General features: G+C 70.3%; 23 protein-coding genes. 19 read left to right on the top strand and 4 right to left on the bottom strand.

The window, feature by feature from the left end:
- Positions 1 to 36: 36 nt before the first annotated feature.
- Positions 37 to 1980, bottom strand: a complete 1944-nt coding sequence (gene acs / locus AB3X07_RS22390) for an acetate--CoA ligase (protein ID WP_369941412.1) — start codon at positions 1978 to 1980, stop codon at positions 37 to 39.
- A 215-nt stretch (positions 1981 to 2195) separates the two neighbouring features.
- On the opposite strand from acs, the gene AB3X07_RS22385 reads away from it, so the two are divergent.
- The 4 genes from AB3X07_RS22385 (at position 2196) to AB3X07_RS22370 (ending at position 8070) form a co-directional block, all read left to right on the top strand.
- Positions 2196 to 3602 carry a DcaP family trimeric outer membrane transporter gene (locus AB3X07_RS22385; RefSeq protein ID WP_369941410.1) on the top strand — a complete coding sequence of 469 codons (1407 nt, stop codon included), beginning with the start codon at positions 2196 to 2198 and terminating at the stop codon, positions 3600 to 3602.
- Between the two features lie 129 nt (positions 3603 to 3731).
- Positions 3732 to 5390 carry an MFS transporter gene (locus AB3X07_RS22380; protein WP_369941408.1) on the top strand — a complete coding sequence of 553 codons (1659 nt, stop codon included), beginning with the start codon at positions 3732 to 3734 and terminating at the stop codon, positions 5388 to 5390.
- A gap of 136 nt (positions 5391 to 5526) precedes the next feature.
- Positions 5527 to 6207 carry a pyrimidine 5'-nucleotidase gene (gene yjjG / locus AB3X07_RS22375; protein ID WP_369941406.1) on the top strand — a complete coding sequence of 227 codons (681 nt, stop codon included), beginning with the start codon at positions 5527 to 5529 and terminating at the stop codon, positions 6205 to 6207.
- Between the two features lie 426 nt (positions 6208 to 6633).
- Positions 6634 to 8070 (top strand): coniferyl aldehyde dehydrogenase, encoded by a 1437-nt coding sequence (locus AB3X07_RS22370; protein ID WP_369941404.1) that lies wholly within the window; start codon positions 6634 to 6636, stop codon positions 8068 to 8070.
- Positions 8071 to 8090: 20 nt separating this feature from the next.
- Here the strand turns inward: AB3X07_RS22370 and AB3X07_RS22365 are convergent, their stop codons facing one another.
- A complete protein-coding gene (locus AB3X07_RS22365; RefSeq protein WP_369941402.1) occupies positions 8091 to 9326 on the bottom strand; it encodes a hypothetical protein in 1236 nt (411 codons plus the stop codon).
- 85 nt (positions 9327 to 9411) lie between these two features.
- Here AB3X07_RS22365 and xth point away from each other — a divergent pair, with 85 nt between their 5' ends.
- Together xth and AB3X07_RS22355 are read left to right on the top strand one after the other, a co-directional pair.
- Positions 9412 to 10197 carry an exodeoxyribonuclease III gene (gene xth / locus AB3X07_RS22360; protein ID WP_369941400.1) on the top strand — a complete coding sequence of 262 codons (786 nt, stop codon included), beginning with the start codon at positions 9412 to 9414 and terminating at the stop codon, positions 10195 to 10197.
- A complete protein-coding gene (locus AB3X07_RS22355) occupies positions 10194 to 10625 on the top strand; it encodes a GFA family protein (RefSeq protein ID WP_369941398.1) in 432 nt (143 codons plus the stop codon). The genes xth and AB3X07_RS22355 overlap by 4 nt, the downstream gene beginning before the upstream one ends.
- A gap of 66 nt (positions 10626 to 10691) precedes the next feature.
- Here the strand turns inward: AB3X07_RS22355 and AB3X07_RS22350 are convergent, their stop codons facing one another.
- Entirely contained in the window at positions 10692 to 10943 is a 252-nt protein-coding gene (locus AB3X07_RS22350) for a GlsB/YeaQ/YmgE family stress response membrane protein (protein ID WP_369941396.1), read from the bottom strand.
- A 129-nt stretch (positions 10944 to 11072) separates the two neighbouring features.
- Here AB3X07_RS22350 and AB3X07_RS22345 point away from each other — a divergent pair, with 129 nt between their 5' ends.
- The 8 genes from AB3X07_RS22345 to AB3X07_RS22310 all read left to right on the top strand — a co-directional run bounded on the left by AB3X07_RS22345 (position 11073) and on the right by AB3X07_RS22310 (position 17337).
- Entirely contained in the window at positions 11073 to 11708 is a 636-nt protein-coding gene (locus tag AB3X07_RS22345; protein ID WP_369941394.1) for a 4'-phosphopantetheinyl transferase family protein, read from the top strand.
- A gap of 138 nt (positions 11709 to 11846) precedes the next feature.
- Entirely contained in the window at positions 11847 to 12488 is a 642-nt protein-coding gene (gene rsmG, locus AB3X07_RS22340) for a 16S rRNA (guanine(527)-N(7))-methyltransferase RsmG (protein ID WP_369941392.1), read from the top strand.
- Between the two features lie 99 nt (positions 12489 to 12587).
- Positions 12588 to 13385: a ParA family protein gene (locus AB3X07_RS22335; RefSeq protein WP_369941390.1), complete on the top strand. Its 798-nt coding sequence runs from the start codon at positions 12588 to 12590 to the stop codon at positions 13383 to 13385.
- Positions 13385 to 14311 carry a ParB/RepB/Spo0J family partition protein gene (locus AB3X07_RS22330; protein WP_369941388.1) on the top strand — a complete coding sequence of 309 codons (927 nt, stop codon included), beginning with the start codon at positions 13385 to 13387 and terminating at the stop codon, positions 14309 to 14311. Before AB3X07_RS22335 ends, AB3X07_RS22330 begins: the two co-directional genes overlap by 1 nt.
- Positions 14312 to 14430: 119 nt before the next feature.
- Positions 14431 to 15156 (top strand): suppressor of fused domain protein, encoded by a 726-nt coding sequence (locus tag AB3X07_RS22325; RefSeq protein WP_369941386.1) that lies wholly within the window; start codon positions 14431 to 14433, stop codon positions 15154 to 15156.
- Between the two features lie 40 nt (positions 15157 to 15196).
- Complete coding sequence (locus AB3X07_RS22320; RefSeq protein WP_369941384.1) at positions 15197 to 16162, top strand: NAD-dependent epimerase/dehydratase family protein; 966 nt, start codon at positions 15197 to 15199, stop codon at positions 16160 to 16162.
- A 109-nt stretch (positions 16163 to 16271) separates the two neighbouring features.
- Complete coding sequence (locus AB3X07_RS22315; protein ID WP_369941382.1) at positions 16272 to 16994, top strand: glycosyltransferase family 2 protein; 723 nt, start codon at positions 16272 to 16274, stop codon at positions 16992 to 16994.
- Position 16995: 1 nt separating this feature from the next.
- Positions 16996 to 17337 carry a lipid-A-disaccharide synthase N-terminal domain-containing protein gene (locus AB3X07_RS22310; protein ID WP_369941380.1) on the top strand — a complete coding sequence of 114 codons (342 nt, stop codon included), beginning with the start codon at positions 16996 to 16998 and terminating at the stop codon, positions 17335 to 17337.
- A gap of 137 nt (positions 17338 to 17474) precedes the next feature.
- Here the strand turns inward: AB3X07_RS22310 and AB3X07_RS22305 are convergent, their stop codons facing one another.
- Positions 17475 to 17957: an REP-associated tyrosine transposase gene (locus AB3X07_RS22305; RefSeq protein WP_369941378.1), complete on the bottom strand. Its 483-nt coding sequence runs from the start codon at positions 17955 to 17957 to the stop codon at positions 17475 to 17477.
- Between the two features lie 189 nt (positions 17958 to 18146).
- On the opposite strand from AB3X07_RS22305, the gene AB3X07_RS22300 reads away from it, so the two are divergent.
- The 5 genes from AB3X07_RS22300 to AB3X07_RS22280 all read left to right on the top strand — a co-directional run bounded on the left by AB3X07_RS22300 (position 18147) and on the right by AB3X07_RS22280 (position 26797).
- The gene (locus AB3X07_RS22300) at positions 18147 to 19985 is read left to right on the top strand and encodes a DUF885 domain-containing protein (RefSeq protein ID WP_369944847.1); all 1839 of its coding nucleotides are present in this window, start codon (positions 18147 to 18149) and stop codon (positions 19983 to 19985) included.
- Positions 19986 to 20412: 427 nt separating this feature from the next.
- Entirely contained in the window at positions 20413 to 20781 is a 369-nt protein-coding gene (locus AB3X07_RS22295) for a hypothetical protein (RefSeq protein ID WP_369941376.1), read from the top strand.
- Between the two features lie 54 nt (positions 20782 to 20835).
- Positions 20836 to 22173 (top strand): TolC family protein, encoded by a 1338-nt coding sequence (locus AB3X07_RS22290; protein WP_369941374.1) that lies wholly within the window; start codon positions 20836 to 20838, stop codon positions 22171 to 22173.
- A gap of 11 nt (positions 22174 to 22184) precedes the next feature.
- Positions 22185 to 23441, top strand: coding sequence for an efflux RND transporter periplasmic adaptor subunit (locus AB3X07_RS22285; RefSeq protein ID WP_369944846.1), 1257 nt, complete (start codon positions 22185 to 22187; stop codon positions 23439 to 23441).
- A 143-nt stretch (positions 23442 to 23584) separates the two neighbouring features.
- Entirely contained in the window at positions 23585 to 26797 is a 3213-nt protein-coding gene (locus AB3X07_RS22280; protein ID WP_369941372.1) for an efflux RND transporter permease subunit, read from the top strand.
- Positions 26798 to 26800 lie beyond the last annotated feature (3 nt).

Below are 26800 nucleotides of genomic sequence, written 5' to 3'. Positions count from 1 at the left end.
TCTCCATTCCCCATTCCCGAACGAATGTCTCGCGCGCTAGCGCGCGAGGCGTTCGTTCACCAACGAATCGACCACCGACGGATCGGCCAGGGTCGAGGTGTCGCCGAGCTGGTCGGGGGCGTTCTCGGCGATCTTGCGCAGGATGCGGCGCATGATCTTGCCCGAGCGGGTCTTGGGCAGGCCCGGCGCCCACTGCAGGTGGTCGGGCGCGGCGATCGGGCCGATCTCCTTGCGCACCCAGGCCACCAGTTCCTTGTGCAGCGCCTCGCTCGGGGCCTCGTCCGCCACCAGGGTCACGTAGGCGTAGATGCCCTGGCCCTTGATGTCGTGCGGGAAGCCGACCACCGCGGCTTCGGCCACCTTCGGGTGCGAGACCAGCGCGCTCTCCACCTCGGCGGTGCCGATGCGGTGGCCGGAGACGTTGATGACGTCGTCGACGCGGCCGGTGATCCAGTAGTAGCCGTCTTCGTCGCGGCGGCAGCCGTCGCCGGTGAAGTAGCTGCCCGGGTAGGTGCGGAAATAGGTGTCGATGAAGCGCTGGTGGTCGCCGTAGACGGTGCGCATCTGCCCCGGCCAGGAATCGCGCAGCACCAGGTTGCCCTCGGTGGCGCCTTCCAGGATCTCGCCGTCGGCGCTGACCAGGGCCGGTTGGACGCCGAAGAACGGCAGTGTCGCCGAGCCGGGCTTGAGGTCGATGGCGCCGGCCAGCGGGGTGATCAGGATGCCGCCGGTCTCGGTCTGCCACCAGGTGTCCACGATCGGGCAGCGGCCGTCGCCGACCACGTCGTAGTACCAGCGCCAGGCTTCCGGATTGATCGGTTCGCCGACGCTGCCGAGCAGGCGCAGGCTCGCCCGCGAGGTCTTCTTCACCGGCGCCTCGCCTTCGCGCATCAGCGCGCGGATCGCGGTCGGGGCGGTGTAGAAGATCGTCACCTGGTGCTTGTCGATGACCTCCCAGAAGCGCGACACGCTCGGGTAGTTGGGCACGCCCTCGAACATCAGCGCGGTGGCGCCGTTGGCCAGCGGCCCGTAGACGATGTAGCTGTGGCCGGTGACCCAGCCGACGTCGGCGGTGCACCAGTAGATGTCGTCCTCGCGCAGGTCGAACACGGTCTCGTGGGTGTAGGCCGCGTACAGCAGGTAGCCGGCGGTGGTGTGCAGCACACCCTTGGGCTTGCCGGTGGAGCCGGAGGTGTAGAGGATGAACAGCGGGTCCTCGGCGTTCATGCGCTCGGGTTCGCACTCGGCCGGCTGGCTGTCGACCACGTCGTGGAACCAGCGGTCGCGCGGGGCCTGCATGTCCACCGCGCCGCCGGTGTGGCGCACCACCAGCACGGTTTCCACGGTGGTGGTGCCGGGCAGCTTCAGCGCCGCGTCGACGTTGGCCTTGAGCGGGATCTTCTTGCCGCCGCGCAGGCCTTCGTCGGCGGTGATGATCAGCTTGCTGCCGCAGTCGATCACCCGGTCGGCGATCGAATTGGGCGCGAAACCGCCGAACACCACCGAGTGGATCGCGCCGATGCGCGCGCAGGCCAGCATCGCCACCGCCGCGTCCGGGATCATCGGCAGGTAGATGGTGACGCGGTCGCCCTTCTGCACGCCCAGCGCGCGCAGCGCGTTGCCGAGCCGGCATACGCGTTCGTACAGTTCGCGGTAGGTGACGCGGTAGGACGGCGCGTCCGGGCTGTCCGGCTCGAACAGCAGCGCGGTCTTGTCGCCGCGGGTGGCCAGTTGCCGGTCCAGGCAGTTGACGCTGGCGTTGAGCTCGCCGTCGTCGAACCAGCGGATATGGAAGTCGTCCAGGGCGAAGTTCACGTCCTTGATCCGGGTCGGCCGCTTGAACCAGTCCAGGCGCTCGGCCACCTTGCCCCAGAACGCCTCCGGCTGTTCCACCGACTGCCGGTATTGGCTTTGGTACTGGGTCTTGTCGATGCGTGCCCGGGCGGCGAACTGCGGATCGACGGGATAAAGATCGGCCATGGTTCCCTCTGCAATGAACGGGGCGCCGCATGCGGCGGCGCGTCATCGTCCAGTGTGCCGCATCCACCGTTAAGCGCGCACGCACCGGGCCTTAGACGATGGTCGTAACGCAGCCGGCGTTCGACTAATGGCCAATAGGCGCGGCCGGCCGCGGCGCGCACCCTGCGTCCAGCCGTGCCTGCGCGCGGCGGACATCCATTATTCGGGAGGGAGTAATGAGCCACCGCATCGCATCCTTGGCACGGGGCCCGCTGGCCGCTGCGCTGTTCGTCGCCCTGATCGCGCCCGGCGCGGCCTTCGCCCAGAGCGGCAAGTCCCCGTCGGCGCGGGAGCAGGCACTGGAGGCCCGCGTGGCCGAGCTGGAACGGCAGGTGCAGTTGCTGCTGTCCTCGCAGCAACAGCAACAGGGCCAGATCGCGCAGACCCAGACCGAGGTCGCGGCGGTGAAGTCCAGCCAGGCCGCGCAACCGGCGCTGCCGGCCGGCAAGGCGCCGATCCAGGTCACCACCATCACCCCCGGCGCCACGCCCGGCACCACGTTCAAGGTCGGCGGCTTCATCAAGGCCGACTTCCTGGCCACCCGCACCGGCGACGGCCAGCTCGCCGACGACGCCACCGGCCGCGCGCTGTACCTGCCCGGGCAGACCCCGGTGGGCGGCGCCAAGTCCGGCACCGACTACAACGCCCACGCCAAGTTCTCGCGCATCAATTTCGGCGTGGACAGCGTCACCGAGGGCGGCAACAAGGCCGGCGCGCTGGTGGAGCTGGATTTCTTCGGCAACTCGCTGGGCACCCAGACCGCCACCAACACCTACGGCGCCACGCTGCGTCACGCCTATATGTACTGGAACCACTGGCTGGCCGGCCAGACCTGGTCCAACTTCATGGACCCGGCGGCGCTGCCGGAGGCGGCCGACTTCATCGGCCCCACCGACGGCGTGATCTTCGTGCGGCAGGCGCAGGTGCGCTACACCAACGGCGGCTTCAGCATCGCCCTGGAGAACCCGGAGACAACGCTCTACAACCGCAGCACGGCCGGCGTGGTCAGCACCGCCAGTTCCGACCGCGGCGCGCTGCCGGACCTGACCGTGCGCTACGGCTGGAAGGGCGACTGGGGCAGCTTCGGCATCGGCGGCCTGATCGGCCAGCAGAAGGTGGACAACCGCGCCACCGGCGCCGACGCCAGCAAGGTCTCCGGCGGCCTGACCCTGGGCGGCAAGTGGGTGGCCGGGGACAGCGACAGCCTGTTCTACCAGCTCAGCGGCGGCGAGGGCATCGGCCGCTACGTCGGCCTGGGCATCGCCCAGAACGCGGTCTACGACGCCGCCGACCGCGACCTGGACACGGTCGGGGTGATCGCCGGCTACATCGGCTGGCGCCACGCGTTCTCGCCCAAGCTGCGCACCAACCTGATCTACGCGCGCAGCGACTACGACAACGACACCGCGCTGACCGGGCTGGGCGTGACCAAGTCCGTGCAGAGCATCCGCGGCAACATCTTCTACACGCCGATGCCCAAGGTCGATGTCGGCGCCGAGCTGATGTACGGCAAGCGCGAGATCGAAAGCGGCGCCAAGGGCGACATCACCCGCCTGCAGTTCACCACCAAGTACAGCTTCTGAGGCCGCGGCCGGCGCGGCGCCCGGGAGGGCGCGCCGCGCCGCCACCGCCGTGCCACGCATTCGCGACGGACCGCGCCACCGGACCACGTCCATTCTCGCCACACCACCCGCTTCGGAGGGGAGCTTCCTATGTCCAGCACCGCCATCAACCCGTCGGGCCAACCCCTGACCAAGGGCCACAAGAAGGTGATCTTCGCCTCCAGCCTGGGCACGGTCTTCGAGTGGTACGACTTCTACCTGTACGGCTCGCTTGCCGCGATCATCGCCAAGCAGTTCTTCAGCGGGGTCAACGAGACCACCGGCATGATCTTCGCGCTGCTGGCCTTCGCCGCCGGCTTCTTCGTGCGACCGTTCGGCGCCGCGTTCTTCGGCAGCCTCGGCGACCGCATCGGCCGCAAGTACACGTTCCTGGTCACCATCCTGATCATGGGCATCTCCACCTTCCTGGTCGGCGTGCTGCCCAACTACGACAGCTGGGGCGTGGTGGCGCCGGTGATCCTGATCGTGCTGCGCCTGGCCCAGGGCCTGGCGATGGGCGGCGAGTACGGCGGCGCGGCGACCTACGTCGCCGAACACGCGCCGGCGAACAAGCGCGGCCTGTACACCAGCTTCATCCAGACCACCGCCACGCTGGGCCTGTTCCTGTCGCTGCTGGTGATCCTGGCGTGCCGGTTGACCCTGGGCACCGAGGCGTTCGAGGCCTGGGGCTGGCGCATCCCGTTCCTGGGTTCGATCATCCTGCTCGGCGTATCGGTGTGGATCCGCCTGCAGCTGAGCGAATCGCCGCTGTTCCAGCAGATGAAGGCCGAGGGCAAGGGCTCCAAGCAGCCGTTCCGCGACAGCCTCAAGGACGGCAACTTCAAGCTGATGCTGATCGTGCTGCTCGGCGCGACCGCTGGCCAGGCGGTGGTCTGGTACGGCGGCCAGTTCTATGCGCTGTTCTTCCTGCAGAGCACGCTCAAGGTCGACCCGACCGTGTCCTACCTGCTGATCGCCGCGGCACTGGCCCTGGCCACGCCGTTCTTCCTGTTCTTCGGCTGGCTGTCGGACCGCATCGGCCGCAAGAAGATCATCATGCTCGGCTGCCTGCTGGCGGCGGTGACCTACATGCCGCTGTTCAAGGGCATCACCCACTTCGCCAACCCCGCGGTGGAGGAGGCGCGCGCCACGTCCCCGGCGCAGGTGATCGCCGATCCGAGCACCTGCAGCTTCCAGTTCGATCCGGTCGGCGTTCGCAAGTTCACCAGTTCCTGCGACGTGGCCACCGCCGCGCTGACCAAGGCCGGCGTGCCGTACGAAGTGCAGCCGGCCGCGCCGGGGTCGCTGGCGCAGGTGCGCATCGGCGGCAGCCAGGTCGCCTCGTACGAGGCCGCCGGGCTGAGCAAGGACGACGCCAAGCCCAAGGCCGCCGCCTTCGGCAAGGAACTCAAGGGCGCGCTGACTGCGGCCGGCTATCCGGAGAAGGCCGACACCGCGCGCATCAACATCCCGATGACCATCCTGCTGCTGTGGGTGCTGGTGCTGTACGTGACCATGGTCTACGGCCCGATCGCCGCATTCCTGGTCGAGCTGTTCCCGACCCGCATCCGCTACACCTCGATGTCGCTGCCGTACCACATCGGCAACGGTTGGTTCGGCGGCTTCCTGCCGGCGATTTCCTTCGCCCTGGTGGCCGGTACCGGCAACATCTACTACGGCCTGTGGTACCCGATCGGCATCGCGCTGATGACCCTGGTGCTGGGCACGCTGTTCCTGCGCGAGACCCGCAACGTGGACATCACCAAGTAAGCGATCCCGCCCTTGCGCCGGAGGCATCCGGCACGACGCCGGCCTGTGTGCCGGCGTCGTCGTTTGCGCCCCGCGCCGCAGCGCCGGCGTCGGCCTGCGGCTACACTGCGCGGCCCCACTCACGCACGGCCCCCGCATGCGCTACCGCTGGATCCTGTTCGACGCCGACGACACCCTGTTCCACTTCGATGCCTATGCCGGCCTGCAACGCATGTTCGCCGGCTACGGGGTGACCTTCGCCGAGCAGGACTACGCCGAGTACACCGCGCTCAACCGGCCGTTGTGGCTGCAGTACCAGAACGGCGCGATCACCGCGTTGCAGTTGCAGCAGCGCCGCTTCGCCGAGTGGGGGCAGCGGCTGCAGACCACGCCGGAGACGTTGAACGCCGCGTTCCTGGCGGCGATGGCCGAGCTGTGCGTGCCGCTGGACGGCGCGGTGGCGTTGCTCGACGCGCTGCGCGGGCATGCGCGGCTGGGCCTGGTCACCAACGGCTTCACCGCGCTGCAGCAGGCACGCCTCATGCGCACCGGCCTGCACGACCGCTTCGAGGTGGTCGCCATCTCCGAACAGATCGGCCACGCCAAGCCGCATCCGGGCATCTTCGCGCATGCCCTGGCGCAGCTGGGCGACCCGCCGCGCGCGCAGGTGCTGATGGTCGGCGACAACCCGCACGCCGACATCGCCGGCGGCCTGGCCGCGGGGCTGCACACCTGCTGGTTCAACGCACATGGCCTGCCTGCGCCGGACGGCATCGTGCCGCACCACGAAGTGGCGACGCTGGCGCAGCTGCAGGCATGGTTGCTCGACGAGCAATGACCGCTGCAGCACCCACATCTGCGATGGCGTAAGCGCACCCTGTAGGAGCGGCTTCAGCCGCGACACCCCGACTCGGCGCAAGCCATGCCCGCTGGGGGCAGGGGATCGAAGCGCGCGCAGAATGGACGGCGTCACGCATTCGGACGCCTTGAGTTCGGACAGCCGCAGCAAGCCGAGCGGCCCCAGGTAGGAGCGACCCACTGCACCTCCAATAGCCTCGATTTCAAGAACTGCGCGCTAAGCACATCAGTCACTTGCGAATGCCTAGTTGGAGCTTTTTGGGAGCTACCAGAGGTGCCCTTCAGTCGCGACGAGGCAAACCCTCGGGCGCCTGCGCCAACGCTCTCACGCTGGCTTGCTGCCAGCGCCACAGCCTCTCTTGCACCACCCGCATCGCGCCATACGCCGGCATCGTATAGTGCGCGCATGTCCATTTCCGACCCGGCCTCCAGCGCCGCCGATATGCCGCTCGCCGATCTGCCCGCCACGCTGCAGCGCCTGCGCGCGGCCTGGCAGGCGGCCAAGCCCGACCGCGCGCAACGCCGCGACGATCTGCTGCGCCTGCGCGCGGCATTGAAACGGCGCCTGCCGGAAATGGCCGACGCCATCGCCGCCGATTTCGGCCATCGCTCGCGCCACGAATCGCTGCTCGCCGACGGCATGACCGTGCTGGGCGAGATCGACCATCTGCTGCGCCATCTGAAACGCTGGATGCGCCCGCAGCGGGTCGGCGCCGGCTGGCGGCTGTGGCCGGCGCGCGCGGAAGTGCGGCCGGTGCCGGTCGGCGTGGTCGGGGTGATCGCGCCTTGGAACTATCCGGTCAACCTAGCGCTGATCCCGCTGGCCACGGCCATCGCCGCCGGCAACCACGTCTACCTGAAACCCTCCGAACACACCCCGCGCACCGCGCAGTTCCTGCAGTCGCTGCTGGCCGAGGTGTTCCCGCCGCAGCGGGTGGCGGTGGCGCTGGGCGGCGCCGAGGTGGCATCCGCGTTCGCCGCGCTGCCGCTGGACCATCTGGTGTTCACCGGGTCCACCGCGGTCGGGCGCAAGGTGATGGCCGCGGCCGCGCCCAACCTGACCCCGCTGACCCTGGAACTGGGCGGCAAGTCGCCGGCCATCGTCTGCGCCGACTACCCGCTGCAGCAGGCCGCCGCGCGCCTGGCCACCGGCAAGTGGTTCAACGGCGGGCAGACCTGCATCGCCCCGGACTACGTGCTGATCGACGCCGGCCGCGAGGCGGCGCTGGTGCAGGCGCTGCGCGCGCAGGTGCTGGCGCGCTACGGCGATTTCGCCGACGCCGGCGACTACACCCGCATCGTCAACGAGGGCCAGTACCGGCGCCTGCGCGGCTACCTGGACGATGCCCGCGCACGTGGCCTGGAGGTCATCGAGCTGGCCACGGTGGCGCGCGACCGCGCCGAGCGCGAGCGGCTGATCGTGCCCACCGTGGTGCTGCAGCCCGGCGACGACGCCTTGCTGATGCAGGAGGAAATCTTCGGTCCGATCCTGCCGGTGCGCGGTTACCGATCCCTGGACGCGGCCATCGCCGAGATCAACGGCCGCGACCGACCGCTGGCGCTGTACCCCTTCAGCCACGACCGCGCACGGATCGAGGCGATCCTGCACGCCACCATCGCCGGCGGCGTCACCGTCAACGACAGCCTGCTGCACTTCGCCGCCAACGCGCTGCCGTTCGGCGGCATCGGCCCCAGCGGCATGGGCGCCTACCACGGCCGCGCCGGCTTCGACGCCTTCAGCAAGGCCCTGCCGATCCTGTGGCAGTCGCGCCGTGCCGGCAGCGACCTGCTGAAGCCGCCGTACCGGCGCATCGCGCGGCTGCTGAACCTGTTGGTGCGCTGAGTGCGGAGTCCGGCTGTGGCTTAGTTGCCCCAGACGCGCTTTGCGATCTTCTGTGTAACCTGCGCAGCCAGGTCTACCACCAGTATGCCGTCTTCGGTGCGGAGCGTAGCTAGTGCCGGATCGGTGTCAGGTCGCACCAGACGGTCGGAGATGCAGCCGGCTTCGCCATCGATGCGCAGTAGCAGGCGGATGCGACGCAGTTCGAGCGGCTGCGCGAACAGGAGTTCCATCGTTGCATCGTCAAGCGGACCCTCCATGCGTTGCGTGCGCTGTTCCGCTGCGCGGTCGTAGTCGCTGAACGCCGATTCCAGCAGCGTCAGCCAACTCGCATCCGGTCGCAACGCATAGCCCGGCCTGTCTGCCCCTGCCCGGTCCACCCTGATCGGTTCCAACCCCAGGTTCATCACCACCAGAAAATAGCGCTGCGACGGCACCCCTAGTTGCAAGGCATCCAAGAGCTCATGCTGCTCGGCGAAATAGATCCTGTCGAAGACCAAACCGTCGCGATTGGCATGCACATGCAGGTCCAGCCGCGGTTGGAGACAGCGCACGCCGACCGTGGTCACTGTGTACCATTCGTAGAAGCCACCGCAGCCCAGGGCGATCGGGCTACCCGGGGCCTGCCCATTGTTGCGGGCGCCCTCGCGATACAGCATTTCGGCGGAGAGGCATTCGGCGAGATCCTCGCAAGGCGTAAGCGGTGCCCGTGCCGGCCAGCCCCTCTGCGGAAAAGCTCGGTCGGCAGCCAGGATCGTCTGTTCGACCATCGCCGCTCCCGACCCGGCGACGAAGCAGGTTCCGAAATGGTCGGTCGTCACTTCCCGATGCATGCCATGCACGAAGGGCGTACGTGCGCCTTGCGCATCGACGAGGATGCCGAGCAAGGAAATGGTCTGCGCCGCCGGACCAAGCGCCCTCAATGCAGATTGCAACGTGTACGCATCCACTCGGTAGCAGGGATCGAAGTCGGCGTTGCGCTTGATCATCTCCGACAACTGCGCCCACAAAGCGAAGGCGGTGCTGCAACTGCCGGCGAATGCCACGATGCCAGAATGGTTCGGCAGCGCAAAGGTTTTGCGCGCAAGCCTGGAGAGGTGGAAAGGCCCTGAAGTGTCGCTCCATTCCGAGCGCACGTATCCCAGCGCGGGCAACCATAATTGCTTGTCGGCAGAGGGATCCGACCCGGGCGCAGACAGCAAGGTGTCTGCGACGAGGTGAGGATCGTGTGCGACGTCGAGCAGGGCGATCGCGGTCATGGCGTGAGGCGCCGACGGTACCTGGCAGGGATGGCACAATGTTGCGTACTGCCCGCATGCGCGCAAGCGCCTTACGTCCTACCTCATGAAAATCGCCAGCTGGAACGTCAACTCGCTCAACGTGCGCCTGCCGCACCTGCAACAGTGGCTGGCCGCGTTCGCGCCGGACATCGTCGGTATCCAGGAAACCAAGCTGGAGGACCACAAGTTCCCGGACACGGCGCTGGCCGAGGCCGGCTACCGCAGCGTGTTCGCCGGGCAGAAGACCTACAACGGCGTGGCGATCCTGTCGCGCACGCCGGCCAGCGACGTGCAGATCGGCGTGCCCGGGCTGGAGGACGAGCAGAAGCGCGTGATCGCCGCCACCGTTGGCGGGCTGCGCATCGTCAACCTGTACGTGGTCAACGGCCAGGACGTGGGCACCGACAAGTACGCCTACAAGCTGCGCTGGCTGGAGGCGGTGCACGACTGGCTCGCCGCCGAGCTGCAGCGCCATCCGCGCATGGTGGTGCTGGGCGACTTCAACATCGCCCCGGACGCGCGCGACGTGCATGACCCGCTGGTGTGGAGCGACAACCACATCCTCACCTCCACCGCCGAGCGCGGCGCGCTGCACAAGCTGCAGGCGCTGGGCCTGCACGACGGTTTCCGCCTGCACCACGCCGATGGCGGCATCTTCAGCTGGTGGGACTACCGCCAGGCCGGCTTTCGCCGCGACCTCGGCCTGCGCATCGATCTGACCCTGGTTTCCGACGCGCTCAAGGCGAGCACGCGCGCGGCGGGCATCGACCGCGAGCCGCGGACCTGGGACCGTCCCAGCGACCACGCACCGGCCTGGGTCGAACTGGATATCGAAGGAGCCGGCGCATGAGCGAGCGCCATCTGCGACGTTGCGTGGACAAGGTCGGCGAGACCCAGATCGCGCCGCTGCACCGGCTCAGCTGCCATTGCGGCGCCGTGCAGATCGACCTGGAGCTGCCGCACGGCATCGTCGATCCGCGCCGCTGCAATTGCTCGATGTGCCGCCGCCGCGGCGCGATCGTCGCCTCGGTGCCGCTGGCGGCGCTGCATCTGCGGCAGGGCGCGGACGCACTGCGCCTGTACAGTTTCCATACCCACACCGCGCAGCACTATTTCTGCGGCGTGTGCGGGATCTACACGCATCACCAGCGCCGTTCCGATCCCACCGAATACGGCTACAACGTCGGCTGCCTGGAAGGCGTGGATCCGTATGCGCTGGCCATCGTAGTGCCGGTCAGCGACGGCATGCATCATCCGGCCGACCGCGCCAGCACGTGAGCGGCGCCTCATATGCGAACGCCCGGCGGACCGGGCGTTCGCGGACACCTGCGGGGGCGAGGGCGCTCAGCGCGCGCGGCCGCGGGTGAACAGGTTGACGATGGCGAGCAGGATGATCGCGCCGATCAACGAGTACAGGAACGTCCACAGGGTAATGACCTGATTGATGCCGCCGCCGAACAACCAGCCGGCGATCAGCGCGCCGACGATGCCGACCACGATGTTTAGGATGATGCCCTGCTGCGCGTCGCGGCGCATGATGATGCTGGCCAGCCAGCCCACGATGCCGCCAACGATCAGCCAGATGATGATGCCCATGGAGCGACCTCCTCGGTTCTGCCCGCACCGGGAGCGGTGGGGCGCGGGCCATTTAAGGAGCGCCGTCGTGAAGCGGTCGTGTATCCAGGCATGCCGGGCGCAGCGCGGGTTGTGGTTCGTGGAGGCGGCGTGAGTCCCGACGTGGACACCGCGCTGCGCCCCGAGCCGCCGGACTGGCGCTTCGGGCCGGTGGCGCTGTGGCTGCGCGCGCATCCGCCGCGCACGCCGGGCGAGGCGCAGGCGCGGCGGCTGCTCGCGGCCGAACTGGCGACACCGGAGGCGGACCTGCCGCTCCTGCGCGACGCGCGCGGCCGGCCGTGGTTGCACGCGCCGCTGGCGCACGTCGGCACCGGCTGGAGCCACAGCGGCGACTACCTGCTGGTCGGGATCGGCGCGCATACGCGGCTGGGCGTGGACATCGAGCGCCAGCGCGCCAGGCCGCGATTGCTGGAGGTGGCGCAACGGTTCTTCCACCCCGACGAGGTCGCGCTGCTGCGGGCGCTGGCCGAGCCGGCGCGCCAGGCGCTGTTCTTCCGCCTGTGGTGCGCCAAGGAGGCGCTGCTCAAGGCGCACGGCCACGGACTGTCGTTCGGCCTGCACCGGCTGCGCTTCGCCGAGGACGGCGCCGGCACGCTGCGCCTGGTCTGGTGCGACCCGGAACTGGGCACGGCCGCGCGCTGGCAGGTGCACGAGTGGGTGCCTGCGCCTGGCTACCGTGCGGCATTGGCCTGGTATCCGCTCGAACCCGGCCAGCCCGCGCACTAGCATCCCCGGCCAGCTCCCCTGTAGGAGCGGCTTCAGCCGCGACGGGCCTTACCGATAACGCCCGCCGCCCAAGCGACAGAAACCGTCGCAGCGACCTTGCCGCGTCGCCCCCACGGCAGCACCTGCGATAATCGCCCGATGAACGACGCCTCCCTCCCCGATTCCGTCCACGCCACGCTCGCGCAGGGCCTGCACGCGCAAGGCCTGGACGCCGCCGCGCTGGGGCCGCCGCTGCTGGCCTACCTGGCGCTGCTGGCGCGCTGGAACCGCACCTACAACCTCACCGCGGTGCGCGACCCGCACGAGATGGTGACCCGGCACCTGCTCGACTCGCTGGCGATGCAGCCGTTCGTGGAAGAGGGCACGCTGGCCGACCTGGGCACCGGTCCGGGCCTGCCCGGCATCCCGCTGGCCATCGCGCGGCCGCGGCTGCGGGTGACTCTGGTCGAGAGCAACGGCAAGAAGGCGCGCTTCCTGCGCGAGGCGGTGCGCCAGTTGCGCCTGGACAACGCGCGCGTGGCCGAGTCGCGCGCCGAGGCGGTGGACGAACCGGGTGCCTACGATGTGGTCACCGCGCGCGCGCTGGATACGCTGGCCGGCATCATCGCCGTCGGCGGCCACCTGCTGCGCCCGGGCGGGCGGCTGCTGGCGATGAAGGGCGTGCGCCCGGACGAGGAGATCGCCGCGCTGCCGCCGGGCTGGGTGGCGCAGGCCGTGCACCCGCTGCAGGTCCCCGGCCTGGGCGCCGACCGCCACCTAGTGGTGGTCGCGCACGGCTGAGCCGGTGCGGCGGCGGCCTGGGCGCCGAGGCCGATTTCCGCCCCGGGGGGGTGTGCCCGCATAATGCCCGGTCCCACCCATCGCCGACGAGGCTCCCGCATGGCCCGCATCATCGCCATCGCCAACCAGAAAGGCGGCGTCGGCAAGACCACCACCGCGGTCAATCTGGCGGCGGCGCTCGCGCGCCAGTCGCAGCGCGTGCTGCTGGTGGACCTGGATTCGCAGGGCAACGCGACGATGGGCAGCGGCATCGACAAGCGCGAGCTGGCCGCCTCCACCTGCGACGTGCTGCTCGGCGAGAGCAGCGCCGAACAGATCCGGGTGACCGCGCCGGAAGGCTTCGACCTGCTGCCCGGCAACATCGATCTCACCGCGGCCGAGATCCAGCTGATGGACCAGCCGGCGCGCGAGCAGCGGTTGAAGACCGCGCTGGCGCCGCTGCGCGAGGCCTACGACTTCATCCTGATCGACTGCCCGCCGGCGCTGTCGCTGCTGACCCTGAACGCCCTGACCGCGGCCGATTCGGTGATCGTGCCGATGCAGTGCGAGTACTACGCGCTGGAGGGGCTGACCGCTTTGCTGGAAACCATCGAGGCGCTGCGCGCCGAGCTGAACCCGACGCTGGAGATCGAAGGCGTGCTGCGCACCATGTTCGACGTGCGCAACAACCTGGCCAACGCGGTGTCGGCGGAACTGACCAATCACTTCGGCGACAAGGTGTTCCGCACCATCGTGCCGCGCAACGTGCGCCTGGCCGAGGCGCCCAGCCACGGCCAGAGCATCGTCGGCTACGACCACACCTCGCGCGGCGGCGTGGCCTACCTGGGCCTGGCCGGCGAGATCGTGCGCCGCCGCAACGAACGCAACCGGGCCGCCCCGGCCATGGAGACCTTCTAATGAGTGCCAAGCCCCCCGCCCTCGGAGCGAAGAAGCGCGGCCTCGGCCGCGGCCTGGAAGCGCTGCTGGGTCCGAAGGGCGGCAGCGCGGCCGCGCCGGCGCCCACCGACGAGGTCCAGCCCGGCGAGAGCCTGCGCCAGTTGCCGGTCGGGCAACTGCAGCCGGGCAAGTACCAGCCGCGCCAGGAGATGGACGAGGCCAAGCTGCAGGAACTGGCCGAGTCGATCAAGGCGCAGGGCGTGATCCAGCCGATCGTCGCCCGCGAACTGGCGCCGGGCAGCTTCGAGATCGTCGCCGGCGAACGCCGCTGGCGCGCCTCGCAACTGGCCGGGCTGAGCGACGTGCCGGTGGTGGTGCGCGAACTCGACGACCGCACCGTCATCGCCATGGCGCTGATCGAGAACATCCAGCGCGAGGACCTCAACCCGTTGGAAGAGGCGCAGGCGCTGCAGCGGCTGATCGACGAATTCTCGCTGACCCACGCCGAGGCCGCCGAGGCGGTGGGCCGCTCGCGCGCGTCGGTGTCCAACCTGCTGCGCCTGCTGGAGCTGCCGCCGGCGATCCGCGCGCTGCTGGAAGCGCGGCGCCTGGAGATGGGCCATGCGCGCGCGCTGCTGACGCTGTCGCCGGAACTGGCCAGCCGCCTGGCCTCCGACGCCGCCGACCAGGGCTGGTCGGTGCGCGAGGTCGAGCACCGCGCGCAGCAGTTCGCCGCCGGCAAGGTGCCGAGCAACCGCAAGGCCAAGCCCGGCCGCGTCGCCCCGCAGGCCGACATCGCCTCGCTGGAGACCGAACTGTCCGAATCGCTGGGCACCAAGGTGTCCATCGCCCACGGCCGCGGCGGCAAGGGCAAGCTGGTGATCCACTACACCGACCTGGACACGCTGGACGGCGTGCTCGAGAAGCTGCGCCCGCGCCAGGGCTGAGGCCGTGCCGGTGGCGCGCGCGGGCGCCCACCGCGAGCAAGGCGCAGCGGACCACGCCGGTCGCGACGACCAGCGTCGCCTCGCGCCGCGGCAACGTTCACTCAACAAGGAGCCAGTGCATGAACGGCGAACACGACGACATCAGCCCGGGCGGCAGCCCGATCCTGCGCCACGCGCAGGAGAAGCCCTTCGCGCCGGCGCGCGGCGAGGACAGCATCGAGCACATCAGCGCGCACATCGAACGGCACCTGGGGCCGATCTCCAACGTCCTGCACGAAATCATTTCCGACACCGTGCATCTGGATGTGCACGTGGTGCCGGCCACCACGGACGCGCCGTACCTGCGGCTGGTGACCTCGGGCATGAGCGACCTGCCGATGACCCTGCCCGAGGGCGTGGAAGCGCCGCGCTTCATGGAACTGATGGTGACCCTGCCGCCGGACTGGCCGCTCACGCAGGCGGACTTCGAGGACGAGCGCAACTACTGGCCGGTGCGCCTGCTCAAGGGTCTGGCGCGGTTGCCGCACAAGTACGACACCTGGCTGGGCTACGGCCACACCGTGCCCAATGGCAACCCGGCCGAGCCGTACGCGCCCGGCGTGGGCTTCGACGGGACCATCGTGCTGGCGCCGGTGACCACCCCGGAAGCCTTCGAGGAGTTGGTCATCGACGCGGACAAGACCATCGTCTTCATGACCCTGGTTCCGCTGTATCCGGAAGAGATGGCGCTCAAGCTGAAAAAGGGCGCCGAGGCCCTGCTGGACCGGTTCGACGCCAAGGGCATTCAAGACGTGATCGAGCCCGGCCGCGCCAACGTGGCCAGGAAGCGCTTCGGCCTGTTCTGAACGCCGCGCCGCGCCCTCCGGATTTCCCAGGACTGTTGCCATGACCATTCTCGTGACCGGCGCGGCCGGCTTCGTCGGCGCCTACACCTGCCGCGCGCTCGCCGCGCGCGGCGAGACCGTGGTGGGGCTGGACAACTACAACGACTACTACGATCCGCAGCTCAAGCGCGACCGCGTCGCGGCGCTGTGCCCGCAGGTGGACATCCGCACGCTCGACCTCGCCGACCGCGAAGGCCTGACCGCGCTGTTCGACGAGATCCGGCCCGAGCGCGTGGTGCACCTGGCCGCGCAGGCCGGCGTGCGCTATTCGCTGCAGAACCCTTACGCCTACGTCGACAGCAACCTGGTCGGCTTCGTCAACGTGCTGGAACTGTGCCGCCACCGCGGCGTGCGCCACCTGGCCTACGCCTCGAGCAGTTCGGTGTACGGGGATTCGGCGACGCCGCCGTTCTCCGAGGACCAGCGCATCGACCAGCCGCGTTCGTTGTACGCGGCGACCAAGGCCGCCAACGAACTGATGGCCTACACCTACGCGCAGCTGTACGGCTTGCGCGCGACCGGGCTGCGCTTCTTCACCGTGTACGGCCCGTGGGGGCGGCCGGACATGGCGCCGCTGCTGTTCAGCCGCGCGGTGCTGGCCGGGCGCCCGATCGAGGTGTTCAACCACGGCCGCATGCGCCGCGACTTCACCTTCGTCGCCGACATCGTCGCCGGCGTGCTCGGCGCGCTCGACCATCCGCCCACCGACCCGGTGCCGCACCGGGTGTTCAACCTGGGCAACCACACCCCGGTGGAGCTTGAGCGCTTCATCGGCGTGATCGAGGCCGCCGCCGGCCGGCCCGCCGAGAAAATCTACAAGCCGATGCAGCCAGGCGACATGACCGAGACGATGGCCGATACTGCCCGCGCGCATGCGGCATTCGGCTTCGATCCGGTCACGCCGATCGAGGTCGGGCTGCCGCAGGTGGTCGCGTGGTGCCGCGCGTACTTCGGCGCCGCGGCCTGAGGCTTCAGCCCCGGGTCACCGGCCTGGGGCACAATGCGCGGTCTTTTTTGCGTCGCCGCCGCCGTTTCCCGCGTCTCTCCCTTGCGTTGCCGTCGAGCCCAGTCGAGCCATGAGCCAGCCTTCCCTTTCCGTCGTCGTCCCGGTGTTCAACGAGCGCGACAACGTGCCGCCGCTGGTGGCCGAGATCGTCGCCGCGCTGCGCGGCACCACCGACTTCGAGATCGTCTATGTCGACGACCATTCGCGCGACGACACCCTGGCGGTGCTGGAAGGGTTGAAGGCGAGCACCCCGGAACTGCGCGTGTTGCACCACGTCACCCAGAGCGGGCAGAGCACCGCGGTGCGCAACGGGGTCAAGGCCGCGCGCGGCACCTGGATCGCCACCCTCGACGGCGACGGCCAGAACGACCCGGCCGACATCCCCAAGCTGCTCGCCGCGCGCGCGGCCGCCGACCCGCTGGTCAAGCTGTTCGCCGGCTGGCGCGTGTCGCGGCAGGACTCGGGCAGCAAGCGCTGGGCGTCGAAGTGGGCCAACGCGATCCGTGCGCGCATGCTGCGCGACGACACCCCGGACACCGGCTGCGGCATCAAGCTGTTCGAACGCGAGGCGTTCCTGGACCTGCCGTACTTCGACCACATGCACCGCTACCTGCCGGCGCTGATGCAGCGCGCCGGCTGGCGTACCGTGAGCGTGCCCGTGAACCACCGCCACCGCACCGCCGGCGTGTCCAAGTACAACAACCTCAACCGCGCCCTGGTCGGCATCCGCGACCTGCGCGGCGTGGCTTGGCTGATCGCGCGCAGCCGCCGCACCATGGTGCAGGAACGCTGAGATGGAAGCGCACTTCCTCAACGAACCGATCCAGGCGTTGTACTGGACCGGGTTGCACGTCACCGGCTGGAAGCTGATCGGCTACATCGGCGCGCTGATGTTCGGCGGCCGCTGGCTGGTGCAGTTCGTCGCCTCCAAGCGCGCGGGCAAGCCGGTGATCCCGCGCCTGTTCTGGTACATGAGCGTGGTCGGCAGCCTGATGACGCTGAGCTACTTCCTGTTCTCCGCCAAGCAGGACTCGGTGGGCGTGCTGCAGAACCTGTTCCCGGCCTTCACCGCGTTCTACAGCCTGTACCTGGACATCAAGCACCGCGGCTGGCATCGGGATCGGGCGTCGCATTAGGAGCGGTGCGGCGGCGCGGTCTCTTTGCGTTTCTCGCGGGACTGGGATTCCGTCGCGGCTGAAGCCGCTCCTACAGAAGCGCGGCCATCCTGTAGGAGCGGCTTCAGCCGCGACACAGACCTGGGCGGCACTCGCATTCACCGCTGCGCAGGCAGCCAGACCGCATCCCAGTAGGGATAGTCGCCCACACGCCGGACCAGCCCGGCGCGCAGCGGATTGGCCACGATGTAACGTGCTGCGCGGAGCGCGTCGTCCTCGCGCCGCAATGCGCGATCGTGATAGCCAGGCGACCAGACCCTGCCGCCACGGCCGCGTGCGCGATTGACCGCAAACGCACAGCGTCCCTTGGCGCGCTGCAGCGCGTCGGCCAGTGTCGTGCTCGCGCGTAGTTCGATCAGGCCATGCCAATGATCGGGCATCAACACCCAGCACAGCAGCCGTGCACCCGCCCAACTGGCGGGCGCCGCAAGACAGGCCGCCGCCGCGGATGCGCAACGCCAGTCCGTAAAGAGCGGCGCGCGCTGGAAGGTCACAATAGTCAGCAGATAGCGGCGCCCACTTTCGTCGTGTCGGCCGCGCCGCAATGCGGAATGTCCTGCGATGTGAGCGAATGAAGACATGACATGAAGCGTGCGCGCATAAGCGGGTGTCGCCTATCGTCCAGTCGCTGTACGCCATGTCGGGAAATGCCTCGCTAACGTGCGGATCCATCCGGGAGCTCGGAGTTTCGAAACAGGACTTCCGGCCCACCCCCAGCACGCCCCACGGTGCGATCATCGAATCCTGTTCCCATGAGCCCGTCCCCGCCAATGCTGATCGCCAAGACCCCGCTGGCCGCTTCCCTGTTGCTCGTTTTCGCCGTGGCCGCGCCCGCGCTGGCCGCACCGCCGGCGTCGTCCAGCGCAGCACCGGCCACGGCCGAGGCCGGCACCGCTGACGCTCGCTTCCAGGCCATCTACGAAAAGGAGTGGGCGTGGCGCCAGGCGCAGGTCGGGCAGGCCGACGAGGACAGCGACAGCAGCGGCGACAACCAGCAGTTGCCCGACGTCGGTGCAGCGGCGCAGGCGGCGCGGTTGAAAGTGTGGGAAGACGTGCTGCGGCAACTGGATGCGATCGACCCGGCGCAGTTGTCGGCCGACAACCAGGTCAACCTGGCCGTCTACCGGCCGCAGATCGAGAATCTCGCCGCCTCGGTGCGCCTGCGCGCCTACGAAATGCCGTTCAATTCCGACAGCTCGTTCTGGTCGGACCTGGGCTTCATGGCGCGGCGCACGCTGCGCACACCGGCCGAGTACCGCGCCTACATCGCGCGGCTCAACGACGTGCCGCGCTACTTCGCGCAGCAAACCGACAACATGCGCGCCGGCCTCAAGCGCGGCTTCAGCGTGCCGCGCGCGGTGCTGGAAGGGCGCGATGGCTCGATCGCCGGCGTCGCCGAGCTCAAGGATCCCACCGCCGCGGCGCTGTATGCGCCGTTCAAGCAACTGCCGGCGCAGATCCCGGCGGCCGAACAGCAGCGATTGCGCGAACAGGCGCAGGCGGCGCTGCGCGACAAGGTGATCCCGGCCTACGCGCAGCTGCTGCGCTTCTATCGCGAGGAATACGTGCCGCAGGCGCGCACCACGCTCGCCGCCGAGGCGTTGCCCGACGGCAAGGCCTATTACCAGCAGCAGATCCGCGAGTACACCACGCTGGACATGTCTCCCGAACAGATCCACCAGGTGGGCCTGCGCGAAGTGGCGCGGATCCAGAAGGAGATGGATGCGATCATCGCCCAGGTCGGCTTCAAGGCGCCGGCGGGGCAGCAGACCTTCCCGGCGTTCCTGCAGTTCCTGCGCACCGATCCGCAGTTCTACGTCAAGACCCCGCAGGAGTTGCTGGACCGCGCCGCCTGGATCGCCAAGCGCGTGGACGGGGAGGTCGGCAAGTTCATCGGCACGCTGCCGCGCGGGCGCTTCACCATCGTGCCGGTGCCGGCGGACATCGCCCCGTTCTGGACCGCCGGGCGCGGTGGCGTCGGCACCTACTGGCTCAACACCTACGACCTGCCGTCGCGGCCGCTGTACAACCTGCCGGCGCTGACCCTGCACGAATCCTCGCCCGGCCACTCGCTGCAGGGCGCCTTGGCCGAGGAGCAGGGCGCGCAGCCCGCGTTCCGCCGCGAGAACTACATCTCCGCCTACGGCGAGGGCTGGGCGCTGTACACCGAGAAGCTGGGCAAGGAGATGGGCATCTACGCCACGCCGTACGAGGATTTCGGCCGGCTCAGCTACGAGATGTGGCGCGCCTGCCGGCTGGTGATCGACACCGGCGTGCACCACAAGGGCTGGACCCGCGCGCAGGCGCTGGCGTACCTGCGCGAGCACACCGCGCTGAGCGAGCACGAGGTCACCACCGAGGTCGACCGCTACATCTCCTGGCCCGGCCAGGCGCTGAGCTACAAGCTCGGCGAGATCGCGATCGTCGAGCTGCGCGCCGAGGCCGAGCGCGAACTGGGCGCGGACTTCGACATCAAGGCCTTCCACGATGCCGTGCTGAAGCAGGGCTCGGTGCCGCTGCCGGTGCTGCAGCAACAGGTACGCGCCTTCATCGCCGAGAGCAAGCAGCGGCATCGGCAGGGCACCCAGGCGCCCAGCGCATCCAAGTAGCCGGTCCCTGCGGCGGTTCCTTCTGCCATCGGGGCCATGGCTCCATTTTTGGGGGAAGATGCCCCGAAGGGGCGATGAGGGGATGGGCGTAGCCCCGTGTCCCCAAACGCCGCGAGTCGCTTTCGCGCCGGACCCTCACCCCCACCCCTCTCCCGGCGGGAGAGGGGCTGGCAGCTGCTCCTTCTCCCAGCGGGAGAAGGTGGCGCGCAGCGCCGGATGAGGGTACGGCGGCCAGCGCGGCATGCGAGTGCAGGACGGCGCCGGATGAGGGGACGGCCACCAGCGCGGCACGAGAGCGCAGGACGCCGGACGATCCACGACCGCCAGCGCTGCACGGACACGCCCACAACCAGCGCGCGCCCGCCGCCGCCTGCGTCTCTCCCGTCTGCGATTGTGTAACCCCGCCCGCATCGCTAGGCTTAGCGCCATGTCCATCCGCCGTGCCCGCCTGCTGCACCCCTTGCTGCGCCTGATCGCGCTGGCGGTGTTGGTGCTGGGCGTGTTGGTGGCGCCGGTCGCCTGTGCGCTGGGCGACGTGCATGCATTGGCACACGACCAGGCGCACGTGGACGACGACGCGTCGCACCGCGGCGATGGCAGCGGCGAGCGCGATGGCGCCAGCCTGATGCATGCGCTGATGCACAGCAGCTACTGCCATGGGCAGAGTCCGGCATTGCTGTCCTCGCTGCTGTGGCAGGGCGTGCCGTCGGCGGCCCAGCCGCGTCCGATCGCGGCGCACCAGGACTACCGCTCGCACCTGCTGGAAACCCCGCTGCGTCCTCCGATCGCGGCCTGATGCACCGCCGGCGCCTGCCGGCCCGTCCATCGATCCCGATTCCGGAGACATCCCATGTGGTTGCGACTGGCGGCTGTTGCCGTCTTCGCGGTCGCGCCCTGCGCGTGGGCGCAGGCCGTGCCGCCCGATGCTGTGCTGACCCTGGACGACGCGGTTGCCCGCGTCGCCCGCTCCCATCCCGACCTGCGCCTGGCCGACGGCCAGCGCCGCGTGCTCGCCGCCGAGGCCGAGCGCGACGCCCTGCGCCCGCCGTTGCGCCTGGGCGCCGACCTGGAGAACGCCTTTGGCAGCGGCGAAACGCGCGGCCTGGACCAGGCCGAACTGACCGTCAGCCTGGCCGGCGTGCTCGAACGCGGCGGCAAGCTCGACGCACGCCGCACCCTGGCGCAGGCGCGCATCGATGCGCTGGCGCCGCAGCGCGAACTGGCGCGCCTGGACCTGCTCGCCGAGGTCGCGCGCCGCTATCTGGCGATCGCCGCGGCGGCGCAGCGCCAGGCCATCACCAGCGCCGACGTGGCCCAGCGCCAGCGCGCGGTGGCCGCGGCGCGGCAGCGGCTGCAGGCCGGTGCCTCGCCCGAATCGGTGCTGCTGACCACGCAGGCGCTGCAGGCCCGCGCCGAACTGGACCGCGACCGCGCGCAGCAGGAGCATGCCGCCGCGCGCCGCCATCTGTCGGTGCTGTGGGGCGAGCGCGATCCGGCGTTCGCCAGCGTGGCGGGCGATCCGTTGGCGCTGCCGGCGGTGCCGGAGTTCGGCGCCTTGGCCGCGCTGCTCGACGCCACCCCGGACCTGGCCCGCTTCGCCGGCGAGGCGCGGGTGCGCGAGGCGCGGCTACGGCTGGCGCGCAGCCAGGCGCGGCCCGACCTGGACTGGCAGATCGGCGTGCGCCGGCTGCAGGACGGCGACGCCACCGCGCTGATCGCCGGGGTCTCGCTGCCGCTGGGTAGCGCGGCGCGCGCGCAGCCGGAGATCCGCGCCGCCGAGGCCGAGCGCGACTTGCTCGGCGTGGAGCGCGAGACGCAGGCGCTGGCGCTGTATTCCACCCTCGCCGATGCGCACGGCCGCTACCGCGCCGCGCAACTGGAAGTGGCGCGCATGCGCGAGGACGTGCTGCCGAAGCTGGCCCGCGCCGAGACCGCCGCCGAGCGCGCCTATCGCGGCGGCGCGATCAGCTACCTGGAGTGGGCGCAGTTGCAGGCGCAGCACGGCGACGCGCGGCGGCAACAGCTCGCCGCGGCGATCGAGGCGCAGACCGCGCTGATCGAGATCCAGCGCCTGACCGGCCAGCCCTTCGTGATCGCGCACGCCGCAGCGCCGGCCGCTTCCGCATCCCCGCCCATCTTCCGAGACCCGGCGCCCGCCGCCGGTCTCCATCAGGACTCCCCACGATGAACCTCAACTCCATGACGGCGTTCGCGCCGTTGCTGCTGGCCCTGCTGCTCGGCGGCTGCGCCGGCGACAAGAACGCCGACGCCCATGACGACAGCGACGCGCACGGCGCCGAGGGCGAAGCCCACGCCGAAGCGGCGCGCACGGGCGCGCACGGCGGCCGTCTGCTCGAACAGGACGGCCTGGCGCTCGAACTGACGATCGCCGAGGACGGCACGCCGCCGGTCTACCAGGCCTGGCTGTACCGCGACGGCAAGCCATTGCCGCCCACCGCCGGCAGCGTCGAGGTGCGCCTGGCGCGCCTGGGCGGTGCCACCGAGACGCATCGCCTGCGCGCGCGCGACGACGGCAGCCTGCTGGCCGACAGCGAGGTGCGGGAGCCGCATTCCTTCGACGTGGAGGTGCGCGCCACGGTGCAGGGCAAGGCGCTGCGCTGGACCTATCCCAGCTACGAGGGCCGCACCCGGATCGCGGCCAGGATCGCCAACGAGGCGGGCATCCGCGTGGCCGCGGTCGGCCCCGGCAGCATCGCCGACACGCACGAGGTGCAAGGCCTGCTGACCCCGGCCGAGGGCGCCCAGGCGCAGGCCACGGCGCGCTTCCCGGGCCCGGTGCGCAGCCTGCGCGCCAACGTCGGCGACCGCGTGCGCGCGGGCCAGGCGCTGGCCACGGTGGAAAGCAATCTGAGCCTGACCACCTACACCGTGGTCGCGCCGATCACCGGCACGGTGCTGGCGCGCAACGCCAGCGTCGGCAGCGCGGCCGGCGAAGGCCAGGCGCTGTTCGAGATCGCCGACCTGTCCACGCTGTGGGTGGACCTGCACATCTTCGGCGCCGACGCCGGCCACATCGCCGCCGGCGCGCCGGTGACGGTGACCCGGATCAGCGACGGCGCGATCGCCCAGACCACGCTCGAGCGCGTGCTGCCGGGCACCGCCACCGCCAGCCAGAGCACGGTGGCGCGCGCGCTGCTGCGCAACGACGACGGCCTGTGGCGGCCGGGTTCGGCGGTGAAGGCGCAGGTGACGGTGGCGCAGCAGCCGGCCGAACTGGTGGTCGCGGCGACGGCCGTGCAGACCTTGCGCGAGCAGGAGGTGGTGTTCGTGCGCGTCGGCGACGCCTACGAGGCGCGGCCGGTGCGGATCGGCGCGCGCGATGCGCGCCAGGTGCAGGTGCTGTCCGGGCTGCAGGCCGGCGACATGGTGGTGGTGGAGCAGAGCTACCTGGTCAAGGCAGACATCGAGAAGTCGGGGGCGGCGCATGAGCATTGAGTCACGTACCCCGCGCCCCTGTAGGAGCGGCTTCAGCCGCGACCGATCTGTCGGGATGTCGCTTGCGTTCGGGGTCCTGTCGCGGCTGAAGCCGCTCCTACAGAACGGCGGCATGCCCGCCGCCTTCCACGGAGGCCGCCGCCATGCTCGATAGGCTCATTCGCTTCGCCATCGCGCAGCGCTGGCTGATGCTCGCGCTGACCGGGGTGCTGATCGCGATCGGCGCCTGGAGTTTCTCGCGGCTGCCGATCGACGCCACGCCGGACATCACCAACGTGCAGGTGCAGGTCAATACCGCAGCGCCGGGCTACTCGCCGCTGGAGGCCGAACAGCGCGTCACCTTCCCGCTGGAGACGGTGCTGGCCGGCTTGCCGGGCCTGGAATCCACGCGCTCGCTGTCGCGCTACGGGCTGTCGCAGGTCACCGCGGTGTTCGCCGACGGCACCGACCTGTACTTCGCGCGGCAGCAGGTGGCCGAACGGCTGCAGCAGGTGAAGTCGCAGTTGCCGCCGGACCTGGAGCCGCAACTCGGGCCGATCGCCACCGGCCTGGGCGAGATCTTCATGTACACGGTCGAGGCCAGGCCGAACGCGCGCAAGCCCGACGGCACGGCGTGGACCGCCACCGACCTGCGCACGCTGCAGGACTGGGTGGTGCGGCCGCAGTTGCGCAACGTGCCCGGCGTCACCGAGGTCAACACCATCGGCGGCTACGCGCGGCAGATCCACATCACCCCGGATCCGGCGCGGCTGGTCGCGCTCGGCTTCACCCTGGACGACGTGGCGCGCGCGGTGGAGGCCAACAACCGCAACGCCGGCGCCGGCTACATCGAGCGCAACGGCCAGCAGTTCCTGGTGCGGGTGCCGGGGCAGGTGAACGGCATCGACGAGATCGGCGCGATCGTGCTGGATCGGCGCGAAGGCGTGCCGATCCGGGTGCGCGACGTGGCCCAGGTCGGCGAGGGACCGGAGCTGCGCACCGGCGCCGCCACCCTGGACGGCGGCGAGGTGGTGCTGGGCACGGTGTTCATGCTGGTCGGCGCCAACAGCCGCACGGTGGCGCAGGCGGCGGCGGCCCGGCTGGAGCAGGCCAACCGCAGCCTGCCGGCCGGCGTGCGCGCGGTGCCGGTGTACGACCGCACCGCCTTGGTCGACCGCACCATCGCCACCGTCGCCAAGAACCTGGTCGAGGGCGCGCTGCTGGTGATCGTGGTGCTGTTCCTGCTGCTGGGCAACTTCCGCGCGGCGCTGATCACCGCCGCGGTGATCCCGCTGGCGATGCTGTTCACCCTCACCGGCATGGTCCGCGGCGGCGTGTCCGGCAACCTGATGAGCCTGGGCGCGCTGGATTTCGGCCTGATCGTGGACGGCGCGGTGATCATCGTGGAGAACTGCCTGAGCCGGTTCGGCCAGGCGCAACAGCGGCTGGGCCGCGTGCTCAGCGCGGCCGAGCGCTTCGAGCTGACCGCGCAGGCCACCGCCGAGGTGATCCGCCCCAGCCTGTTCGGCGTGGGCATCATCGCCGCGGTGTACCTGCCGGTGTTCGCGCTGACCGGCATCGAGGGCAAGATGTTCCATCCGATGGCGATCACCGTGGTGCTGGCGCTGACCGGCGCGATGCTGCTGTCGCTGACCTTCGTGCCGGCGGCGATCGCGCTCAGCTTGGGCGGCAAGGTATCCGAGCACGAGAACCGCGCGATGCGCTGGGCGCGGCGGCTCTATGCGCCGCTGCTGGACGGCGCGCTGCGCCACGCGCGCTGGATCGGCGCCGGCGCCATGGCGCTGGTCCTGCTGTGCGCCGCGCTGGCCACGCGGCTGGGCACCGAGTTCATCCCCAGCCTCGACGAGGGCGACATCGCCCTGCACGCGATGCGCATTCCCGGCACCAGCCTGGAGCAGGCGCTGCGCATGCAGGCCACGCTGGAGCGGCGGATCGTGCGCTTCCCGGAAGTGGCGCACGTGTTCGGCAAGCTCGGCACCGCCGAGGTCGCCACCGACCCGATGCCGCCATCGGTGGCCGACACCTTCCTGATCATGAAGCCGCGCGCGCAATGGCCCAATCCGCGCAAGCCCAAGGCGCAGTTGCTGGCCGAGATCGAGGCGGCGGTGGAACAGTTGCCGGGCAACAACTACGAGTTCACCCAGCCGATCCAGATGCGCATGAACGAGCTGATCTCCGGCGTGCGCGCCGACGTGGCGATCAAGCTCTATGGCGACGACCTGGACACGCTGGTGCGGGTCGGGCAGCGCGTCGAGGCGGTCGCCGGCACGGTGCCCGGCGCGGCCGACGTCAAGCTGGAACAGGCCACCGGCCTGCCGATGCTGGCGGTGCTGCCGGACCGCGCCGCGCTGGCCGGCTACGGACTCAATCCGGGCGTGGTGCAGGACACCGTGGCCGCCGCGGTGGGCGGCCAGGACGCCGGGCAACTGTTCGAGGGCGATCGCCGCTTCGACATCGTGGTGCGGCTGCCGGAAGCGCTGCGGCAGGACCCGGCGGCGTTGGCCGACCTGCCGATCCCGCTGCGCGGCGACGCCGAACGCGGCGACGCCGACGAGTCCAGCCGCGCGCCGGGCTGGCGCAGCGGCGCGCCGATCACCGTGCCGCTGCGCGAGGTGGCCAAGGTCGAAACGGTGCTGGGGCCGAACCAGATCAACCGCGAGGATGGCAAGCGTCGCATCGTGATCACCGCCAACGTGCGCGACCGCGACCTGGGCGGCTTCGTCGCCGAGCTGCAGCAGCGCGTCGCGGCCGAGGTGGAACTGCCCAGCGGCTACTGGATCGGGTATGGCGGCACCTTCGAGCAACTGATCTCGGCCGGGCAGCGCCTGGCCTGGGTGGTGCCGGCCACGCTGTTGCTGATCTTCGCGCTGCTGTACTGGTCGTTCGGCTCGTTGCGCGACGCGGCGATCGTGTTCAGCGGCGTGCCGCTGGCGCTGACCGGCGGCGTGATCGCGTTGGCGCTGCGCGGCATCCCGCTGTCGATCTCGGCCGGAGTCGGCTTCATCGCCCTGTCCGGGGTGGCGGTACTGAACGGGCTGGTGATGATCGCCTTCGTGCGCAAGCTGCGCGCGGACGGCCTGGGGCTGGAGCAGGCCCTGCGCGAAGGCGCGCTGGCGCGGCTGCGTCCGGTGCTGATGACCGCGCTGGTGGCGGCGCTGGGCTTCGTGCCGATGGCGTTCAACGTCGGCGCCGGCTCGGAGGTGCAGCGGCCGCTGGCGACGGTGGTGATCGGCGGCATCGTGTCCTCCACGCTGCTGACCCTGCTGGTGCTGCCGGTGCTGTACCGCTGGCTGCATCGGCGCGAAGATGCAGCCGCTGCGTCCGCCCCCGCGGATGCTCCGACGCTGGCGAGGTGAGCG

The sequence above is a fragment of the Xanthomonas sp. DAR 35659 genome (genome assembly GCF_041242975.1).
In the GTDB taxonomy this organism is placed as follows: Bacteria; Pseudomonadota; Gammaproteobacteria; order Xanthomonadales; family Xanthomonadaceae; genus Xanthomonas_A; species Xanthomonas_A medicagonis.
Note: the sequence above shows the minus strand (reverse complement) of the source record. Positions and strands in the feature narration are given on the sequence as shown.

What these genes read in the sequence shown, in the direction of transcription:
- acs (WP_369941412.1), bottom strand. Translation starts at nt 1,980, where the DNA reads ATGGCCGATCTTTATCCCGTCGATCCGCAGTTCGCCGCCCGGGCACGC.
- AB3X07_RS22385 (WP_369941410.1), top strand. Translation starts at nt 2,196, where the DNA reads ATGAGCCACCGCATCGCATCCTTGGCACGGGGCCCGCTGGCCGCTGCG.
- AB3X07_RS22380 (WP_369941408.1), top strand. Translation starts at nt 3,732, where the DNA reads ATGTCCAGCACCGCCATCAACCCGTCGGGCCAACCCCTGACCAAGGGC.
- yjjG (WP_369941406.1), top strand. Translation starts at nt 5,527, where the DNA reads ATGCGCTACCGCTGGATCCTGTTCGACGCCGACGACACCCTGTTCCAC.
- AB3X07_RS22370 (WP_369941404.1), top strand. Translation starts at nt 6,634, where the DNA reads ATGTCCATTTCCGACCCGGCCTCCAGCGCCGCCGATATGCCGCTCGCC.
- AB3X07_RS22365 (WP_369941402.1), bottom strand. Translation starts at nt 9,326, where the DNA reads ATGACCGCGATCGCCCTGCTCGACGTCGCACACGATCCTCACCTCGTC.
- xth (WP_369941400.1), top strand. Translation starts at nt 9,412, where the DNA reads ATGAAAATCGCCAGCTGGAACGTCAACTCGCTCAACGTGCGCCTGCCG.
- AB3X07_RS22355 (WP_369941398.1), top strand. Translation starts at nt 10,194, where the DNA reads ATGAGCGAGCGCCATCTGCGACGTTGCGTGGACAAGGTCGGCGAGACC.
- AB3X07_RS22350 (WP_369941396.1), bottom strand. Translation starts at nt 10,943, where the DNA reads ATGGGCATCATCATCTGGCTGATCGTTGGCGGCATCGTGGGCTGGCTG.
- rsmG (WP_369941392.1), top strand. Translation starts at nt 11,847, where the DNA reads ATGAACGACGCCTCCCTCCCCGATTCCGTCCACGCCACGCTCGCGCAG.
- AB3X07_RS22335 (WP_369941390.1), top strand. Translation starts at nt 12,588, where the DNA reads ATGGCCCGCATCATCGCCATCGCCAACCAGAAAGGCGGCGTCGGCAAG.
- AB3X07_RS22330 (WP_369941388.1), top strand. Translation starts at nt 13,385, where the DNA reads ATGAGTGCCAAGCCCCCCGCCCTCGGAGCGAAGAAGCGCGGCCTCGGC.
- AB3X07_RS22325 (WP_369941386.1), top strand. Translation starts at nt 14,431, where the DNA reads ATGAACGGCGAACACGACGACATCAGCCCGGGCGGCAGCCCGATCCTG.
- AB3X07_RS22320 (WP_369941384.1), top strand. Translation starts at nt 15,197, where the DNA reads ATGACCATTCTCGTGACCGGCGCGGCCGGCTTCGTCGGCGCCTACACC.
- AB3X07_RS22315 (WP_369941382.1), top strand. Translation starts at nt 16,272, where the DNA reads ATGAGCCAGCCTTCCCTTTCCGTCGTCGTCCCGGTGTTCAACGAGCGC.
- AB3X07_RS22310 (WP_369941380.1), top strand. Translation starts at nt 16,996, where the DNA reads ATGGAAGCGCACTTCCTCAACGAACCGATCCAGGCGTTGTACTGGACC.
- AB3X07_RS22305 (WP_369941378.1), bottom strand. Translation starts at nt 17,957, where the DNA reads ATGTCTTCATTCGCTCACATCGCAGGACATTCCGCATTGCGGCGCGGC.
- AB3X07_RS22300 (WP_369944847.1), top strand. Translation starts at nt 18,147, where the DNA reads ATGCTGATCGCCAAGACCCCGCTGGCCGCTTCCCTGTTGCTCGTTTTC.
- AB3X07_RS22295 (WP_369941376.1), top strand. Translation starts at nt 20,413, where the DNA reads ATGTCCATCCGCCGTGCCCGCCTGCTGCACCCCTTGCTGCGCCTGATC.
- AB3X07_RS22290 (WP_369941374.1), top strand. Translation starts at nt 20,836, where the DNA reads ATGTGGTTGCGACTGGCGGCTGTTGCCGTCTTCGCGGTCGCGCCCTGC.
- AB3X07_RS22285 (WP_369944846.1), top strand. Translation starts at nt 22,185, where the DNA reads ATGACGGCGTTCGCGCCGTTGCTGCTGGCCCTGCTGCTCGGCGGCTGC.
- AB3X07_RS22280 (WP_369941372.1), top strand. Translation starts at nt 23,585, where the DNA reads ATGCTCGATAGGCTCATTCGCTTCGCCATCGCGCAGCGCTGGCTGATG.